Origin of the sequence: Dictyobacter aurantiacus (assembly GCF_003967515.1) — a bacterium.
GTDB classification, from domain to species: domain Bacteria; phylum Chloroflexota; class Ktedonobacteria; order Ktedonobacterales; family Ktedonobacteraceae; genus Dictyobacter; species Dictyobacter aurantiacus.
In genome coordinates, this window is the sequence record NZ_BIFQ01000002.1 from 967,735 (window position 1) to 985,657 (window position 17,923).

Consider the following 17,923-nt stretch of genomic DNA (forward strand, 5'->3'; position numbering starts at 1 on the left):
CCAGCACCTACAGACGATACATCAATTTACTATCCAGGATCTCTGGAGGAGGAGCCAGTTGAGGAGGGAGAACAGGGCGATCAGGACGAAGAGTCCCCAGCCGATAGCGGCTCCATAGCCGAAATGATAACTGCCGAAGGCCTGCTGGTAGAGGTAGAGTACGATTGTCATGCCTTCGCGGCCGGGTCCACCATCGTTGCCCAGCAGCACCTGGGGCTCGGTGAAGACCTGCATGCCGCTGATGGTCGAGGTGATCACGGTAAACAGCATCACGGGGCGCAGCAGCGGGAGCGTGATGCGCGAGAAGATCTGTCGTGAACCTGCGCCATCGATGCGGGCTGCCTCATACAGGGTGGTGGGAATGCTCTGGATGCCGGCCAGAAAGATCAGCGTGTGATAGCCAAGCGTGCGCCACAGGATCATCGCGGCGATCGCGCACTTCATGCCCCATGGCTGGCTCAACCAGGCCACGCGTCCCAGTCCCAACGCGGTCAGCAACGCGTTGAGCAGGCCAAACTGATTGCTGAACAATGAGCCAAAGACGAGCGCGATGGCCACGATCGAGGTAATGTGGGGCAGAAAAAAAGCGATCTGGTACAAGCCCCTGGCCTTGACGAGCGGCGAGGCCAGCAAAAAGGCCAGCACCACCGAGACGCAGATCATGGGAATGGTCGCCAGCAGCCAGATCTCCAGCGTATTGATGATCGCCTGCCAGAAATAGCTATCCGTCAGCAGGTAGGCGAACTGATTCCAGCCCACGAAGCGCATCGGCCCGATACCATCCCATTTCTGGAAGGAGAGATAGAGGGAGAAGGCCAGCGGAAACAGGCCAAAGATGGCGAACAGCACAAAGAACGGTGCCACCGACAGGTACAGAGGCAAGCTACGACTCAGCTTGCTCTTCCAGCGCGAGGTGGACACGGGAATGGGCACCGGAGGCGACGCCATAACTGGTGGACGACTCATCACACTCATAAACAGGCACTCCCTTCTGCTCACAAGACTAATGAGAGAGCTCTCGCTGTATCTGCTGCTGGGCCACGCTCCAGGCCGTCTGCGCATTCATATTCTGCATCTCAATCAGGGTCAGCTCACGCTGCAGCACGTTTTGCACCACATCGGCATCGGGACTATTCGGCACCGGTTGAATGTTGGCCGCGACCTGGCTAAAGATCTTCGTAGTCACCTGTCCCCCGAAAAATGCTTCAGGGCGCTGCAGTTGAGGGCTATCCAGACTGGCCCGCGTGGAGGGATAGAGTCCGGTATCCAGATAGGCCGTGAGTTGATTGTGGGCCGACATCAACCAGCTGGCGATAGCAAAGGCCAGTTGTGGATGTGGTGAGGCCGCCGTCACGGCCAGGAATGAACCGCCAGCACTGCCGGGTCCACCGGGGGCCGGGACAACGCGCCACAGACCGGCCGTCTCAGGGCCGGCATCCTTCAGGCGATGCTTCATCCAGACCGCGCCCACGAAGGATGCAATCGAGCTAGTACTGATAGCGGCGCTCCAATCAGTCGAATATGAAGTCGCCTTCGCGCTCAGATCCAGCTGGTGAACCCTGGCCGCGTAATTCCACGCCCGCCTGACCTCCGCCCGATCGCCTATATAATGATTGGCCGCGTCAAAGTACTGCTGCCTGCTCTGACCCATGATCTGTGTGAAGACGTTGTTGATATTATCAAACATATGCACCCTGCCACCGGTAGCTTGCCGCATCCGCACACCCGCCTGGAGATAGTCATCCCATGTCTTCAGCCGCGCGGCCACAGCAACGGGATCGGACGGTAGGCCGGCCCGTTTGAAAAGATCGGCGCGATAGAACAGAGCGGTCGGTCCTGTATCCATCGGCAGCGCGATCACGCGTCCGCCGGGGGCGATCCCCTGCTGCCACTTCCAATCCAGGTACGCCTGACTGATCCGGCCCGCGCCCAACAAACGCAGGTCAGCGAATTGATCTGCATCGGGGAAATAGGTAGCGATATTGGCGTTAATGGCCACGATATCGGGTATATTCGCATGGCCGGCCAGAGACGTGCGCAGCTTCGCGTCATAGCCGCCGCCGATCTTCAGCACCTGAAAGCGTACATGAGGGAAGCGCCGCTCCACCTGGGCCAGCAGCCGATCATCGAGAGCCCGATTCCAGTACCAGAGCGTCATCGTAATCCTGCCATCGCTATTAGTACCAGATCCGGGCAAAAAAGCCGGACCCCGGCATGCAGTTAGCACAAAAAGGAGACATAAAATAAAGAAACCCTGCTTAAAACCCTTTGCCATACCAGCTTCCCCCTATCGGCACGCAGATGTCTATATATTGAGCCTGCTATTACAATACATATCGTCTTAAACAGAGCGGAAAAAAGCCAATATGGGTTAAAGGATGGTGGTCAGATTGCGCGATCGCGCAATCTGACCACCATCCTTTAACCCATATTAAAAAACCTGGACCATCGGATCGTTCCAATGACCAGGCGAGAGTCGCTTTATTTTACGAAGTACCTTGATTACTTACTCACCATACCAGGGAGCGGTGATGGTATGCTCTTTTTCCCTGGGTGTATAAGCAACTACGGCACTTGCCTTATCGTTCAATTTTACTACCCAGACGTTATCAGAAAGGGCCTTCAGCTTTTCAGCTTTTACAGCCGGGACACGTTCCGGTGAGGTGCCATAAAAATCACAAGCGGCTTGAATAACTTCTACGGGTGCTCCGAAAGATTGACGTTTCCAAAATCCGAACAGGTTCATGATGATTCCTTCTTTTTTCAAAAAGGGCACACCAAGTAACCACACTGCTGCAAGAACTACGTTGATCTATTACCTTGGCGAACCAGAATATTTTTTATAACCATATATTGATGCTTCCCCACTTCCTTGCCGGCTCATTCCGGCCCAATTCTACGTGGATAAAACGAGGGCATAGCTTCAAAACAAGCAGGATAGATCTTCCATATCATCTATCCCATATATTTGGACGAACTACCATCGTCTCTGGTCACTAAAAGACACATTTTTTTAGAATGGGTCTTACTTCTATCGCATTGGCGAATGTGAGCGCCCTCGCACAGGCGTCCGCTACGCGGACGCGCTGGTTTTGTGAGTGGGTGCAAACAGGGGCGCGGATGCGCCCCTGTTTGCACCCACCCACAAAAGACTTGTGTGCACCGTAGGGGCTTCAAGGCTTGTTATTAGGATGGGGGGATCAGGGGCGCGGATACGCCATGTTTGCATTCACTCACAAAAGACTTGTGTGCACCGTAGGTGTTTCAAGGCTTGTTGTCAGGATGGGGGATCAGGGGCACAAATGCGCCCCTGTTGCACCCACCCACAAAAGACTTGTGCGCACCGTAGGGGCTTCAAGGCTTGTTATTAGGATAGGGGATCAGGCGCGCGGATACGCCATGTTTGCATTCACTCACAAAAGACTTGTGTGCATCGTAGGGGCTTCAAGGCTTGTTGTCAGGATGGGGGATCAGGGGCACAAATGCGCCCCTGTTTGCATTCACTCACAAAAGACTTGTGTGCACCGTAGGTGTTTCAAGGCTTGTTGTTAAGGTGAGGGATCGGGGGCGCATCCGCGCCCCCGATCCCTCACCTTAACAACCTGGGGCGGCCGCTGCGCGGCCGCCCCAGGTCGTTGAGTCGCGCCAGCATACCAATTTTTCAACCAATTTTATAAAAGCGAGAAAAGAGTAGCTAGCAGCCATCAAAAGTTGTACAATAAGGGTACCACGAAAAAATTACATGCCCCTATGCAAGATTACATAGGTGCTTTTAAATATACGCACCAGCCGCCATCGGACAGGAAGGAAAGAAAGCGTACGTGGTACGGTTACATCCCTGTAGAGCGTTGTTATTCTTAAGGTATTCCGCATTGTAAGGGAGGTTTGGTAGTGAACACATCCGAACAAAAATCAACATCAACGCACAAAGTTACAGACAAGATTATTCAAATTCTGAAGAAGAACCCAAATATCAGTGATGCCGAGTTAGCCGAACAGGCCGGCCTCAAGTCCGAGGCGTCCGCCCGTGGGTGGAGAACAGTCGCCGAGGATACCATGCGAGGCTGGAAGTGGGGCTACTAGACAGCTCTAGGAACTTCTCAATACATATGAATGGTGTCTAAAATAAGTACATATCAGTTCTTCATTTTATGACGCTATGCTATAGAAGGCAGGTTCCCTCTTTGAGGGGCCTGCCTTCTGGTTTTTTGTGGAACACTTATGTTGGTGGGAGCTTGGGCGCCCCCGCACGGGCGGCCGCCTACGCGGCCGCGCTATTTTGGGGTTGATGGATCGGGGGCGCAGATGCGCCCCCGATCCATCAACAAATTGGAGGTTTGGTGCCTGTCCCCGCACGGATGCGCCCCGATCCATCAACGAATTGGTGGTTTGGTGCCTGTCCCCGCACGGATGCGCCCCGATCCATCAACAAATTGGAGGTTTGGTGCTTGGCCACTGTTGGCTTGCCCCCAATACATTCAAGCTAGTGACACTGGAGACGAGAATTGTAGGCGAGGATGCCAGGGCATCCTCAACCTGGGATTGCCCCAGCTTGAGGCTCACCGGGTGGTCAGTTCAGGGTTAGGGGGAGGAGGGTGATGGGGACACCCGGAAGGGTGAAGCAGAAGCAGCTACCCTGTCCCGGTATACCAGTACTTTCTACCCATATGCGCCCACCCATTGTTTCTACCAGGTGTTTGCAGATGAACAGGCCCAGGCCGGTACCACGGACCGAACCGGTCATATCACGCCTCAAGCGCATTACTTTCTGAAAAAGCATCGGCATATCGGCCGCCGGGACCCCCTCCCCCATGTCCTGTACCCGGATACAGATATCAGGGCAGGCAGATAGCCGGTTAGAGATCAAGGTAGCACTCACCGTTATCCTGGTATCGGCCGGAGAATATTTGATCGCATTCGATAGCAAGTTATGTAGTACGCGCTCCAATTGTTGTCGGCTGGCACGCGCGGCCAGGTCCTCAGGAATGTCCAGTTGTATCTCATGCTGCTGACTATCCAGCCGATTAATCATCCCTTGAACAATTTCGGCCAGTGGAACAATGGCTATATCAGTAGAAGATATGCTGATGTCCAGTTGCGTAGCTTCAAGGATATTATCGATCAGTGACTCTAGCTCGCCGCATCCATGGCACGCATGATCCAGAAAGTTGGCGGCACTATCAGCATCGAGCTGCACATAGTTTTCGCGCAAAAGCTCCAGGTAACCCTTGACTTCTGTAAGTGGGGTGCGCAACTCGTGGCTTACATTCAGCAAAAATTGATCTTTGAGATCGTTAAGATGCTGTTGGCGGGCAGCCACCAATGCCAGTTGCTGTTCCGCCAGCTCGGTTTTGTGGTGCGCGAGTTGGACTGCGTTGAAAGCAGTACGGATGCAGCTCACCACAAACGCTGCCGTAAAAAGCGATGTGACTTCAAGCAGCATGTTTAGTGGTAGTAGCCGGGGCCAGAACAGGGTCAGCATCCAGATCAGAAATAAGAACAGTGCACAGATAACGCCACCAACACAGAGATAAGGAAAAAGAAGCTGAAAGCGCCAGGCCAGAGACGCCACAGAAATAAGCAGTAAAGATATTACGATTTGATGAAATGGCACTAACAGGCCCGACATCAAAACAATCAGGCATAATAAAGAGCTCAAAGCACATAGACGCCACGCTACATCAAGGGGCAATCGTTTTAATCGCCGTAGTAATAAATACATTTTGAGCAATCCTTTGCTCCTTTCAGCAGGGAAAGAATAACCAGACAGAGCGAGTATTCAAAAAAACACGAGATGCAATATAATCCCATCCTGTTCACCCTATTTATTCTCATTATCTTTATAGCCTGATAAACGGAGAAAGTTGCAGAAAATCATTTCTCCATGTACTTATGGGCTACACATAATTTAGCAGATGGTATAACGTAGTGAGCAGGTGTGGATGCACCTGCTCACTACGTTATACCATCTGCTAAATTGTTATTTATCCGCGAGGCCGAACCACGTTCTGCGGATCACCGGCCAGAAAGGCCTGCACGTTTTCAATGGTGGTATCTAGAATGCGTAACAACGCCTCATTGGAGTTAAAGGCCATATGGGGGGTGATAATAACGTTAGGACGGCGCTGCAGCATATTATTTTGTACCAGCATGCGCAACTTCTCCTCAGCACCGCTCTCTCCCAGCAGTTCTTCCTCGCGCTGCAGAAATTCCTCGCCCTCAAAGGTATCCAGGCCTACGCCCGCCAGAATACCTGTATCCAGGGCCCAGGCGACCGCGTGGGTATCCACCAGCGTGCCACGGGCAGTATTGACCAGGTACGAGCCACGCTTCATCTTCGATAGAGTCTCACGATTAATCATGTGATACGTATTGGGCAAGCTCGGCGCATGCAAGGTCACCACGTCAGCCTCCCTCAGCAGTTCATCCAGTTGCACAAAATTAAAGCCCAGCACCTCGGCCAGCAGGCGATTGCGCTTACGCTGAACTTCGTCATAGACCAGCACACGCATCCCAAAACCGGTCGCGATACGGATTACGCGCAGTCCAATGGCGCCCGCACCGATTACACCAATCGTGCGCCCATAGAGATCAAAGCCTCGCAACCCCTCAAGGGTATAGTCGCCACGCTTGGTACGCGAATCGGCCAGGTGAACCTTACGTGAAATATTTAGCAGGAGGGCAAACGTATACTCGGCCACCGCGGTCTCGCCATAACCTGGCACATTACAAACCGTGATGCCACGCTCCTCGGTTGCATTCAAATCGATATGATCAAAACCCGTCGATCGCGTAGCAATGATCTTCAAACCGGGCATCGCATCGAGCTCGGTCGGACCAACTTTGGAATGGATAAAAGGCAGCAGAACCTCTACATCGCGCAGGTCCTCCTGAGGTACCTCGTCGAGCGTACCACCAATGGCGTGCAGATTTACCAGCGTCCCCAGTTTTTCAGTCAGATGCCTGACCTCGTCCTCTTTCGTTTCCGTAGCTAACGCATATACTTTTGTTTGAGCCATAGATACAACCAGCCTCCAAATATCTAAAAGGACAATCAAAATCAGTCCCCTTACAGACAGCTACTTACCAGGGGCCGCCTTGAAGCCACATGTTTCTGGCCCCAGATACATTCCTTTATAACACAAATATCATAGCGCGTACCTATGTGGGCGTCACGATTCCATCACACCTGGAATATAAGAGCTGTCTTACTCCCGTATGTGAGCCCCCCACACGCGCCTCCGCCAGCAGACGCGCTAGTTTTGTATGGTTGGTGCAACAGGGGCGCGGATGCGCCCCTGTTGCACCAACCATACAAAGGACTCCTGAGCACCGCAGGTGCGAAAACTCAAGCGTGCTCAGAGTGATGATCGTGAGAGTAAGGCCCATTCTACCAACACACCATAACAATGCGGACGCGCAGCGGATGCGCGTGCGAGGGGACTCACGCGCCTCAGAGTGACGGGAGTAACACCCATTCTATCAATGGGGGGCTCGTCAGGACATTGAGGAGAGCGCCAGCGGCAAAGAGCGAGAGCAGGCCGGATGACCGCATCTATGCATCGCTGCTATTGCCGCTGATTGTCAAACAGGTCAAGAGCTACATCTTGCTTAAAACCGGCTCAGGTTGAGAATCGCCCAGTAGCGTCTGTTCAGAGTAGACCCGGATACCCGAGCGCAGCAGGAGCGCGGCCGTGACGCCGACGCCATCTCTTTTGGTGCCTGAAAAGGTCCCATCATAAATTTCCCGGCTACCACAGGAAGGGCTCCCCTCCTTCAACACCACCTCGCCGATACCAGCCGCCTGTAATATATGTAAAGTTTTATACGCGGCTATAATGAAGGCGCCAGTTAGATCCTCGCCGCAATCGTTGTACACACGTGCCTTGCCATCCAGAACCGCATAGCCATCTCCGCCCACTATTTCGGCTGGCCGCCGTGGAGTAGCCAGCCCGGCCAGCCGTTCAGGACACAGGGTGATGGCATCACCCCGCTGCACCATATCTTTCAGCAGCGGAACCGTTTTCGCCTGACCATTATAACGACACTGCACGCCCGCCAGGCAGGCACTAACCATCTTCAGCGGCACCGGATTCTGTAAATGCTTTGTCATCGTCCCACCTCTTTCCTGCTAAGCAACAACAGCCGACCCATCAATACACGCATCATCTGCATTCCCCATGTAATTGTTCAGCATATTCACCATCAGGACCACGTCCGTTCAACATGTACTCGCGGAACAGCCCTACCAATATTTCATATCCCAAACCCGATAAACCAATATTGCGTCTTTCTACATATCAAACATCACTACTATGTAGAGAGTAATACGAAAGCAGCTATACATCAGGAGGCAATACGGGCCACTTATTATCATTTCATTAATATTACTCTAACATTTTTGCGGACTTTTTTATCTTTTACTACTCATTTATGAGTAGAATGTACTATTTAGGGGCCGATATAGGCCGGTTCACCATGTTCCACTTTCTCTAAACAAAAACACACTATATGGTTTCAAATATAAAACTGGGCTACAGTGGTCAATTCTTTATGTCAACCATGATAGTGTCAGATACATTTCTATATAGAACACTTATTCCACATTCTAATAGGGGATACGGAAGTTCAGCCAATAAGAGATACAATTTTCCGTATTTATGATTTCGCGAATAGAAAATAGTACTTCGTGGACAAATGGGTACCAAAAATTGAGGATATGAAAAACATCATATAAAGTCACCATTGAAAGCGATGAAACAGGATTTCACGCTGGAGTGGTTGAAGAATATCACCTCGCGGAAGCTTACATTGTGGCGAGGCAAGCAACATCAACAAGGGAGAACGTCATGAATCTAGAGCGCATTAAGTATCAGACATGTCCCTATGATCAAGAAGAAGGCATCTTACTCACTGACCTTGAAGAGGTGATACCCGAGACGGATGACGACGGCAACCTGCAGTACTACTGCCCATCCTGTTCCAATACATTCACCTACTGTGAATGTGATTCCCGAGATCGCCGCTATTAGAGCAGCTATCCATATCCACTATTATTGCCGGAAACAGCCTCGATGCGAGGGTTTCCGGCAAAATATTGTTCTCTGCTGCAAAACGGCCCCGGCAGAGGTAATAGCTAATCAGCGGCCGTACTGCCATCCGACCTGGAAGACTGCTGGCTACCTGATGGTTGAAGTGAGCGCAGATGCACTTTTTCCAGGGCATCCAGATAGCTAAGCACCATCATAGGGAGAAGATAGTGTTTGCGTACATGCTCGTGCGCATTGCGTCCCAACTGCTGCCAGCGATCACGGTCCCGCAGAAGTTCCAGCGTACGTTCAGCGCAGGACTGCGTATCATCCACGATATAGCCATTCTCGCCATCGACCAGTTGAATCCTCAGGCCAGTAGCCGATGTACCTATGACTGGCTGATTTTTCCACATCGCCTCCGTTGCCGTCAGGCCAAAGCCCTCGCGAGTTGAGCGCTGCAGAATCACACTGGAATAGCGCTGGAAGGCATTGACCTCATCATCGCCGATAACGGCAGGGTCGGATAACAGGTGAACATCTTTATCATCGCCCACATAGCGCTGCAGGTCATGCAGCACCTTGACCGCCCCCTTATCATCGGTCGCCTCCATCGCGCCCACAAAGGCGAGCTGGACCTCTGGCATCTGCTGTTTCACAGGACGATACACATCAACCGCCTGCCAGGGATCTTTCCAGCGATCGTAGCGCGCCACCTGAGTAATCAGTGGACGCCGAACATCGATACCGCATTTTTGTAAGAGCTGTAATCCACGGTTCTGATCCAGGGGAGCATTCTTGCGTCGGAATGGATCGATCCCGAGCGTCATCACGTGGGCCAGCTCTGGCCGGATCTCAGGAAAAACCGATGGCTCGCTATTAAAAACGCAGAGCTCATAGGCGTCCAAAAAGTCCTGTAGGTAGCTTTTCGCGTGTGGATTGGGTTGGGCGGTATCAACATGGCAGAACCAGATAGCTGGTCGTAGCCACGAATAGATCTGGGCCAGCGGAACCAGCTGGTAGTCGTGTACTACGTAGATATCGGCGTGATCGTCGTGTTCGGACAGCCTTGACTGACCGAGCCAATCTAAAAACCGCTCACGCTCCCCGGCTGAAATCTCTCCTGGCTCATTGCCCTGCAGCATATCCACCAGGTGGGAGGTAAAATGGCTGATGCTCTCATCCAGCTGAATAACTTTTCTGCTCTGGGTCAATTCAAACTCGTGCGCGATCGGGTCCAAACCTTCCAGGATCTCCGCCACGCCGCCACCCTTCGCAGTGGTATTGATATGCAGTATATGCAATCCACGCAGCTTTGATGCTTTCTCGTAAATAACATTCAGGATATCTTCACCAACTAAAGGTGTATATTGTTCCAGTTGTTTAGATTTTTTCATCGAACGGCACTCCAGGATAAAAAGACTTTTCATATGTGGTACGGAAGAGTAGAATAGTCAGATACTCAACCACAATGAGAAGGGACCGTTCGATGACAACCGCAAACTTTTTTGCCCCATTCAGACGCATCGTCTTACATTTTCCAGATAACCAGCCCTATGGCCTGCGCTCCATCGATGACAGCTTGCTCGAAACTCCCGAGCTTCAACAGGAGATCATCGCCATCTGCAACGAGCCATTACTCTATAACCGGCTCTTTCGCGAACGGCTGCAAGGGCAGCCATACAGCATAGAGAACGCCCGCTACTTCCTCAGCTGGGCCAGGGACGGCTGGCGCAACCATGGCTGGTTCGTCTTCCTCATCCTTGATCCCCTGGACCATGTCGCCGCCGCCATCGATATTAAATCCAACAATGCCGATGAAGCAGAGATAGGTTACTGGGCCAGCAGCAAGAGCCGTGGCATCATGACCAACGCGGTGATAGCGCTCTGCGAGAGCGCCAGGAGCGCCGGCTTTCGACGACTATACGCCATGGTGGCACCAGACAACGCTCAATCCATCGGAGTAGTTACGCGAGCAGGCTTCGCGGCGGCGGGCAACGCGGTAAGAGATGGCCATACCTATCTGCGCTTCAATAAAGATCTCACCAATTGAGACAATATCATTGCAGGTTATAGCAACTTTTCGTTACAATTAATATTGACTTCGGTGTTAGCACATGCTAATATCTTAGTAGATCCATCGGATATTAGCATGTGCTAACATTTTTCACAAAGTGGCCAACAGGCAACAGCAATAATAATCACTCGATATTCTGATAGATAGAAGAACGCTTTTACACATCGCTATACTTAAAAGTATAAGTTGACAGCGCTCGTTCGAGGGAGAAGAGAACGATGAAGCAATTACGTAGTGGACATACATGCGCCCTTTGCAATGCGCCATTAAAATGGTGGAATAGCCAGTCCTGTATGGATTGTGGCAAGGTTATCTGCAGCCGTCACGCCTGCTCAATCAAACGCAATCACAGTTCGGTGCTCCATTCCTATTGCGTACATTGCTCAAGCCATCACACCAATATAGCCATCAATGCACAAACGCAGAAGGAACTACTACACCTCTCATAGAATATGGATACAAGACAATCATAAAAAAGCACATGACCAGCTTATAGCTGCGCCTCCTGTGCTTTTTTGTCGTCAACTTGCTTCTCTATAGCTCTGAGCGGCAATGTGGCCTCTATGGTCGTGCCCTCACCCGGTGCCGAACGCACAGCGAACCGCCCACCAGCGTGCTCAACGCGCTCCAGCATACCCCGTAACCCATAATGCCCCTCCGCACTCAGGCAGACGAGGTGACCATCCTCATGATATGTGTAGTAAGCGCCCGGCAGGCCAATCCCATCATCCCGAATCAGCAGCGTCAGTTGATCGGCTCGCTGACCGATACGCAGATCGACGTGGGTAGCATGGGCATGCTTCTCAATATTTGTCAGTGCCTCCTGGCTCACCTTCCACAATACCTCTTCCAGCGGCGCGGACAAACTGGTCATATCTACTTGCAAGGTGTAAGTAACGTGCAGACCGGCACGCCGCCTCAATTCGCTCACTGAACGCTCAAGGGCCTGCTGAAAGCGTTCGCGCTCCAACACCGGTGAGCGCAGATCAGCAATACTGGCGCGCAGGCCCGCCATACTCTCACGCGCAATAGCTTTGGTAGATTCCAACTCCTGATCACAGCGCTCAGGATCACGCGCACGCAGGCGCTGCGCCGCCTCCAGCTTAACAGAGATTAACACCAGCGCGTGGCCCAGCGTATCATGCATCTCGCGCGCCAACCTCGTTCGCTCACGCAAAACCGCCAGTTCTTGCTCCTGCACCACCGATTGTTCCAGGCGCCGGTTGGCCTCCTCTAGCCGGGTATTGGCATGTTGAAGCTCTTGAAAGAGTCTTTCACGGGTAAAACGTTCCGCGATCAGTTTCTGGAACAACATACTCATACAGGTAAGACTATAAATAGCCAGTGTCTGACTGATGATATTGAAAAAACCGACCGCATTTACAGGCCATGTCAATAATCCTTGAAACGCAAAGATGGTAAGGGCAATCAGGCTCACCATCAAGAGCAAGCGGCGAGAACTAAACAGGCCAAAGCACAGGCCAAAGACCATATAGAAATTCCAGACAAAATTGTGATCAATTAAGACGAGCAGAAAGACCGACAGATACATGCCACTCCACATAGACAGGGCATAGCGTAAGGATGGGGGCCAACTCTGCTGGCGTCGGCTATTGAACAGCGTGTGAATCGCGTACAGAAGAAATGCAACAATCGAAAGTCCAACGCAGGCCACTCCCCGCCAATCGTGCCAATAAACGGGCTCACCTATCAGTACAATCGAAGTTATGGTGGATAGATAGAAAAAACAGAGAACAGCAAAGCCCAGCATTGTCCGGTTAAAAGAACGATAAAATACAATATCACCTGTCTCTATTTCGGAGCTCATTGTGCTTTTTCCTCCCTCAACTGTGCACGTTCCTGATCGCGTGCAGCATCAAAGCATCAGAACAGTTTACGCTCACGTGCCAGGTAAGCGGCCTGGGTACGATTTTCGGTCTGCAGCTTGCTCAGAATATTGGAAACATGATTTTTGACCGTGCCCTCGGCCAATCCCAGTTGTTCAGCAATCTTGCGATTACTGGCGCCTTCGGCCAGCAATTTCAGGATCTCGGTTTCACGGGTACTCAGATCTTCTTCCGGAAAGGTACGCGAGGATTGCGGCCTGGTAGAAAGACCACGTCCTTTACGTCCAAATTCGATCAGCAGTTTGTTGGCGAGCCTGGGCTGGATAAAGGGTTCACCAGCGTGTACCTTACGAATGGTAGCCATCAAATCAGAAGCCGGTACATCTTTGAGCAGATAACCCATAGCGCCGGCTTTGATAGCATCAAATACATAATCCTCATAGTCAAAAGTCGTCAGGATAATGATATGGGCCTGTGGATGGCTGGCGATCAGCGCGGTAGTAGCCTGCACGCCATTCATGCGTGGCATCTCTACATCCATCAACACAATATCCGGGGTCATATTTCTAGCACGTAAAGCCTGGTAGGATGCGACCGCCTCTTCCCCATCGGCCGTCTCACCAATCACCTTCATGCCCGGCTCCAGTTCAAGGATCGTGCACAGGCCATGGCGCATCAGGGTCTGGTCTTCACAGATCAGGATGGTAATATCGTTGGTCATAATGCGTATCTTTCGTGCACACTGGCTCTGTTATGCTCATCCATTATTAATGAAGAAGATGATACTGTCGAACCGCCAGTTCATCTTCCCCTATGACTTTTAAAGAGATCAGGCCACAACCGTTTTGGGTTGAAAGCTAAACAGGCGCAAGGCGATCACAAAGCAGATGCCGCCGTAGATCAGCAGTCCCAGGATATCGGGAAGTACTCCAGAAAGGCCCTTGCCGAAGAGCATGCTGCCGTTCAGGCCCTCCATAGCCCAGGCGGTGATACCGACTTTGGCCAGTTGCTGCATCCAGGTTGGCTCGGTATAGAGGGGCCACCAGGCACCACCAATGGCCGATGTGATAAGCGTCACCAGGCTAACCACGGGATTGATCTGGCGCCGCGATTTAATCACCGACACCAGCAGGATGCCCAGGCCCGTTGCCGCGAAGCTGGTGGCGATCAAGAGCAAGATGATAGTTGGCCAGGAAGGGATATGCATTTTGAAGGCAAAGTAACCGATCGCGAACAGAATGGTGAGCTGAGCCAGGGTCAGCAGAAATTGCGCCAGCATCTTCCCACCCAGCAGTGCGTATTTCTGGATCGGCGCGATCAGCAGCCGGCGAAAGGTCCCGTCCTCCTGCTCCTGCAAGATTGTGGCGGCCACCGCGTTCAAACCAAAGAGAGAAAAGAAGATGGCGTAGCCGGGCACTACCTGGTCAAACGCGCTCGCTTTCGTGGCATGTCCCACCGTCTGGGACACAATGGCCTGGTCGCTGGTCTGGCTGGCTTTAACGACCGCTCCGCTAATGGCGGCGTCATTGATAGTCCTGGGCGCGCACGTATTTCCCGGCAGGCCACACACCTGGTGCACCTGGCGCGCCGAGACACTGGCGATGCGCTGCTCCTGCACAACGTTATTGATGATATTGCGCACGATAGTAACGGAGGTACCAGTCGCATTAGGCAGGGTATAAAATTGGATCAGATTCTTTGTTGTGCTGGCGGACTGACCAGCGTCCAGTATAGCCTGGCTGGCACCAGCGGGGATAACGATCCCGACATCCGCCGCATCATTGGAGGCATCGACCCTGTCAGTCACCTGAGCGGTATCGGAATACTGGCTGACAGTAATCAAAAGATCCTTCGTATCTACCTTGAGCGAACGGGTGATAGTATTACCGATACCTGCATCGTGATTGCTTAAGGCCACCTTGATCTTGATCTGGGAGGAGCCATCACCATAAAGATTGCCCAGAGCAAAGCCAACCACGGTAATCAATGCTAGCGGAACCACTAGCAGCAATATAAGCGCATTCCTATCTTTAATAACCTGCAACAGATCCTTTTTCGCAATATACCAGAGCGTTTTCATATTTTTTCACCTTTAATCGCGCAACGTTTTTCCGGTCAATTGAATAAACAGCTCCTGCAGGCCGTGGGGACGCTGCACCTGCTGCCGCTGATCGCGCAGCGCCAATAACTGTTCAAGCGTACCCAGAGCGATAATCTGGCCCTCATCCATAATAGCGATGCGATCGCAGAGGCGCTCGGCCTCTTCCATATAGTGCGTGGTGTAGAGGAGGGTGGTCCCCTGATCGCGTATCTGCTCGATAGTAGAGAAGATGTGCTCGCGGGACTGCGGATCGACGCCGACCGTTGGCTCATCCATCATCAGAAAATCGGGATTATTGATCAGGCCAACGGCTATATTGATACGGCGCTGCATGCCACCTGAAAAAGTCTCGATAGCATCTTTGCGGCGCTCGTAGAGTCCTACTAAATGCAATAATTGTTCGGCACGCTGTCGGCATTCTTTTTTCGATAGACCATAGATCTTGCCAAAGAACTCCAGATTTTCCAGTGAATTTAGATCTTTATAAAGGGCGATCTCCTGCGGCACCACTCCGATGATGCGCTTCACCTCGCGCATATGGCTGGCCAACGAGCGTCCATTCACACTCACATCGCCAGACGCAGGCTGCAGGTATCCACACATCATGTTGATGGTCGTACTTTTGCCCGCTCCATTAGGGCCCAGCAGGCCAAAGATTTCTCCTTTGCCGATGGTGAACGAGACGTCTTTCACCGCCTCGTGTTTGCCGAAGGTCTTGACCAGGTGCCGTACCTCAATGGCAACCGCTCGTCCATCATCCGGCAGGTGGATCGCTCCTCCTTGATTTTTATTGATAGTAGTCGATAAAGAAGATTTTATTGATTCTTGCATAAATGCTCCTCATAGACGATTGTATGCCGCTCTTTCAAGCTCATGCAAAGTATAACGCTCGTATATAGAAGAAATAAAGTCCAAAAAGGTATATAGCACCATGACGAAAGTCATGGTGCCTGAAGGCATGGCCCGCGCCTGCGGCGCGGGCGTTATTTATAAGGTGTGGTGGGGGCGCCGAGGCGCCCCACCACACCTTATAAATAATTGGGGGGCGCTATCTCTTCTTCATTGGGGAGGCGCTGGCTCTTCTCCATGGGGGGCACTGGCTCTTCTTCATGGGGGGCGCTAGCACTGTATGAATGGGAGAGGTATGCGGGGCAGCGCGAATGCGCTGCCCCGCATACCTCTCCCATTCATACAGTGCCAGTAACTTTGGGATATGGGGGGGCGTGATATCCCTGTGATATAGGGGTGAACTGCAGTGATAGCTCTGTGAGGGAGTGGGGCTATGATAGAAGAAACAACGGCGGGTGCATAGAAGCGCGGAATGAGAGATAGACCTGTAGAATTATCACCGGCATTGATCCTGGCTGCCGTGAACAGGAATAACGTTCTACGGTTTCTCGCTACCGCCGTTGCCTATATGTGCAGATGATCCATATATTTTACTGATGTGGTTTATATAAAAAAAGGGAGCTGGGCTACATGCAAAATATGACACCACAGAACAATTATCCGGCGGGCAACGTACCGCTGTTTGACCTGGCACATAGCGCAGCCTTTAAGGCGGATATGGTCTACCAGCATCTGCAGAGACGTTTCGGGTCGCGCGTACACAGAGATGAACCGCTCGCGCCGCATAGCGCCTTTGGAGTCGGGGGAACGGCCGACATCTGGATTGCGCTAGAGTCGCGCGACGAACTGATCGGGCTGGTTAGCCTGTGCGCGGAAGAGCACTGGCCCCTGCTGCTCATTGGTAATGGTTCCAATATTATTTTTACCGATACCGGCGTGCGTGGTATTGTGGTAAGGATGACGGATCATGAATATCAGATCAATAAAGAGCCTGACGGCAAGGTCATTTTAAATGTAAGCGCGGGATCAAGCTGGCCGCGCATCGCCAATGAACTGGCTCCACTTGGTTGGGGAGGCGTAGAGTTCGGGATCGGCATTCCAGGTACATTAGGTGGGGGCATCGTCAGCAACGCGGGCGCCCACAACCACGATCTGAGCGAAGTATTGGAATCGATTGATGTCCTGGATGCCCGTGGTTGTAACCTCGAAGGGGACGCGCTCTCTCTCCCCATCAAGCGCCATTACACCAGGGACGAACTGGATCTTAGCTATCGCTATAGCCGCTTCCGTGCCGGACATGAAAGCGTATTTGATGAGCAGGGCAATATCCTGCCGGTTCCACACCGTCTGATCGAGCCAGCGGAAATAGTAATGGCGCTGGGCATCCGACTCCACCACGAGGAGCCACAGCTGCTGCAGGAGAAAATCAGGCAATATCAGCAAGAACGCAAAGAACACGAGCCGCCACACAATCATACCGGCTCCATCTTCAAAGATCCTCTTGGCCAGCCGGCCAGCCAGCTGATAGAGCAGGTGGGCATGAAGGGACTTCGCATGGGTCCAGTCCAGGTCTCGGATCGCAACGCCAACTATATCGTCAATAATGGCGGAGCCACTACCAGCGATGTACTTAATATAATCAAAGAGATGCACCGCCGCGTCCAGGAGAAATTCAACGTCAATCTGGAGCTCAACGTAGAGTTGCATGGGCAATAAATAAGAAGCGCAAGAAAAAGAGCCAGCTATGCCGATGTTGTGTGGTATCACCGTGGGTGACATCACACAACATCGGCATGATCCCCTGCTTATATGTGGCCAGGTCTAATCTGCAATGTGTACAGAAAATGGAATCGCGCTTTCCCCTCTCTATTGTAAGGGCACAAACCCGCTTTTTCCCTCGCAGTAGAAAACAAAAAGCTTGATCGAGTACCTCATGACTTCATTGTCATAAGGACATCGACCAAGCCTCCAATCGCCGGATGCAAGCTATGTAGCTTGGAGGGCACACAATTCGCGTCCA

The 17,923-nt window shown here is 52.1% G+C and carries 15 protein-coding genes; 4 read left to right on the plus strand and 11 right to left on the minus strand.

Going from position 1 to position 17,923, the window contains the following annotated elements; all coding sequences use genetic code 11:
- Positions 1-21: 21 nt before the first annotated feature.
- The 3 genes from KTT_RS28935 to KTT_RS28945 form a co-directional block, all read right to left on the minus strand.
- Positions 22-966 carry a carbohydrate ABC transporter permease gene (locus KTT_RS28935; protein WP_218031097.1) on the minus strand — a complete coding sequence of 315 codons (945 nt, stop codon included), beginning with the start codon at positions 964-966 and terminating at the stop codon, positions 22-24.
- A 37-nt stretch (positions 967-1,003) separates the two neighbouring features.
- Positions 1,004-2,275: an ABC transporter substrate-binding protein gene (locus KTT_RS28940; protein WP_126601173.1), complete on the minus strand. Its 1,272-nt coding sequence runs from the start codon at positions 2,273-2,275 to the stop codon at positions 1,004-1,006.
- Between the two features lie 231 nt (positions 2,276-2,506).
- Positions 2,507-2,746: a hypothetical protein gene (locus KTT_RS28945; RefSeq protein ID WP_126601174.1), complete on the minus strand. Its 240-nt coding sequence runs from the start codon at positions 2,744-2,746 to the stop codon at positions 2,507-2,509.
- A gap of 1,145 nt (positions 2,747-3,891) precedes the next feature.
- Between KTT_RS28945 and KTT_RS28950 the strand changes: the two genes are divergently transcribed.
- A complete protein-coding gene (locus KTT_RS28950) occupies positions 3,892-4,083 on the plus strand; it encodes an Lrp/AsnC family transcriptional regulator (RefSeq protein WP_126601175.1) in 192 nt (63 codons plus the stop codon).
- 487 nt (positions 4,084-4,570) lie between these two features.
- On the opposite strand, the gene KTT_RS28955 is transcribed toward KTT_RS28950, so the two are convergent.
- The 3 genes from KTT_RS28955 to KTT_RS28965 all read right to left on the minus strand — a co-directional run bounded on the left by KTT_RS28955 (position 4,571) and on the right by KTT_RS28965 (position 8,083).
- The gene (locus KTT_RS28955; RefSeq protein ID WP_126601176.1) at positions 4,571-5,722 is read right to left on the minus strand and encodes a sensor histidine kinase; all 1,152 of its coding nucleotides are present in this window, start codon (positions 5,720-5,722) and stop codon (positions 4,571-4,573) included.
- A gap of 262 nt (positions 5,723-5,984) precedes the next feature.
- Positions 5,985-7,019, minus strand: coding sequence for an NAD(P)-dependent oxidoreductase (locus KTT_RS28960; RefSeq protein ID WP_126601177.1), 1,035 nt, complete (start codon positions 7,017-7,019; stop codon positions 5,985-5,987).
- Positions 7,020-7,600: 581 nt separating this feature from the next.
- A complete protein-coding gene (locus KTT_RS28965; RefSeq protein WP_126603218.1) occupies positions 7,601-8,083 on the minus strand; it encodes a 2-thiouracil desulfurase family protein in 483 nt (160 codons plus the stop codon).
- Between the two features lie 766 nt (positions 8,084-8,849).
- On the opposite strand from KTT_RS28965, the gene KTT_RS28970 reads away from it, so the two are divergent.
- Positions 8,850-9,032, plus strand: a complete 183-nt coding sequence (locus tag KTT_RS28970; protein ID WP_126601178.1) for a hypothetical protein — start codon at positions 8,850-8,852, stop codon at positions 9,030-9,032.
- 104 nt (positions 9,033-9,136) lie between these two features.
- Here KTT_RS28970 and KTT_RS28975 read toward each other — a convergent pair whose 3' ends face one another.
- On the minus strand, positions 9,137-10,426 hold the full coding sequence (locus KTT_RS28975) for a glycosyltransferase (RefSeq protein WP_160146201.1): 1,290 nt from the start codon (positions 10,424-10,426) through the stop codon (positions 9,137-9,139).
- A 92-nt stretch (positions 10,427-10,518) separates the two neighbouring features.
- Between KTT_RS28975 and KTT_RS28980 the strand changes: the two genes are divergently transcribed.
- Positions 10,519-11,082: a GNAT family N-acetyltransferase gene (locus KTT_RS28980; protein ID WP_160146202.1), complete on the plus strand. Its 564-nt coding sequence runs from the start codon at positions 10,519-10,521 to the stop codon at positions 11,080-11,082.
- Positions 11,083-11,596: 514 nt separating this feature from the next.
- On the opposite strand, the gene KTT_RS28985 is transcribed toward KTT_RS28980, so the two are convergent.
- The 4 genes from KTT_RS28985 to KTT_RS29000 all read right to left on the minus strand — a co-directional run bounded on the left by KTT_RS28985 (position 11,597) and on the right by KTT_RS29000 (position 15,885).
- Positions 11,597-12,934 (minus strand): sensor histidine kinase, encoded by a 1,338-nt coding sequence (locus KTT_RS28985; protein ID WP_126601181.1) that lies wholly within the window; start codon positions 12,932-12,934, stop codon positions 11,597-11,599.
- Positions 12,935-12,990: 56 nt separating this feature from the next.
- Positions 12,991-13,674, minus strand: a complete 684-nt coding sequence (locus tag KTT_RS28990; RefSeq protein WP_126601182.1) for a response regulator — start codon at positions 13,672-13,674, stop codon at positions 12,991-12,993.
- Positions 13,675-13,782: 108 nt separating this feature from the next.
- The gene (locus KTT_RS28995; RefSeq protein WP_126601183.1) at positions 13,783-15,033 is read right to left on the minus strand and encodes an ABC transporter permease; all 1,251 of its coding nucleotides are present in this window, start codon (positions 15,031-15,033) and stop codon (positions 13,783-13,785) included.
- Between the two features lie 12 nt (positions 15,034-15,045).
- Entirely contained in the window at positions 15,046-15,885 is an 840-nt protein-coding gene (locus tag KTT_RS29000) for an ABC transporter ATP-binding protein (protein ID WP_126601184.1), read from the minus strand.
- A 648-nt stretch (positions 15,886-16,533) separates the two neighbouring features.
- Here KTT_RS29000 and murB point away from each other — a divergent pair.
- The gene (gene murB / locus KTT_RS29005) at positions 16,534-17,619 is read left to right on the plus strand and encodes a UDP-N-acetylmuramate dehydrogenase (RefSeq protein WP_126601185.1); all 1,086 of its coding nucleotides are present in this window, start codon (positions 16,534-16,536) and stop codon (positions 17,617-17,619) included.
- The last annotated feature ends 304 nt before the right edge of the window (positions 17,620-17,923 follow it).

Excerpts from the sequence above, each read along its gene's own strand:
- KTT_RS28935 (WP_218031097.1), bottom strand. The coding sequence starts at position 966 with ATGAGTCGTCCACCAGTTATGGCGTCGCCTCCGGTGCCCATTCCCGTG.
- KTT_RS28940 (WP_126601173.1), bottom strand. The coding sequence starts at position 2,275 with ATGGCAAAGGGTTTTAAGCAGGGTTTCTTTATTTTATGTCTCCTTTTT.
- KTT_RS28945 (WP_126601174.1), bottom strand. The coding sequence starts at position 2,746 with ATGAACCTGTTCGGATTTTGGAAACGTCAATCTTTCGGAGCACCCGTA.
- KTT_RS28955 (WP_126601176.1), bottom strand. The coding sequence starts at position 5,722 with ATGTATTTATTACTACGGCGATTAAAACGATTGCCCCTTGATGTAGCG.
- KTT_RS28960 (WP_126601177.1), bottom strand. The coding sequence starts at position 7,019 with ATGGCTCAAACAAAAGTATATGCGTTAGCTACGGAAACGAAAGAGGAC.
- KTT_RS28970 (WP_126601178.1), top strand. The coding sequence starts at position 8,850 with ATGAATCTAGAGCGCATTAAGTATCAGACATGTCCCTATGATCAAGAA.
- KTT_RS28975 (WP_160146201.1), bottom strand. The coding sequence starts at position 10,426 with ATGAAAAAATCTAAACAACTGGAACAATATACACCTTTAGTTGGTGAA.
- KTT_RS28980 (WP_160146202.1), top strand. The coding sequence starts at position 10,519 with ATGACAACCGCAAACTTTTTTGCCCCATTCAGACGCATCGTCTTACAT.
- KTT_RS28985 (WP_126601181.1), bottom strand. The coding sequence starts at position 12,934 with ATGAGCTCCGAAATAGAGACAGGTGATATTGTATTTTATCGTTCTTTT.
- KTT_RS28990 (WP_126601182.1), bottom strand. The coding sequence starts at position 13,674 with ATGACCAACGATATTACCATCCTGATCTGTGAAGACCAGACCCTGATG.
- KTT_RS28995 (WP_126601183.1), bottom strand. The coding sequence starts at position 15,033 with ATGAAAACGCTCTGGTATATTGCGAAAAAGGATCTGTTGCAGGTTATT.
- KTT_RS29000 (WP_126601184.1), bottom strand. The coding sequence starts at position 15,885 with ATGCAAGAATCAATAAAATCTTCTTTATCGACTACTATCAATAAAAAT.
- murB (WP_126601185.1), top strand. The coding sequence starts at position 16,534 with ATGCAAAATATGACACCACAGAACAATTATCCGGCGGGCAACGTACCG.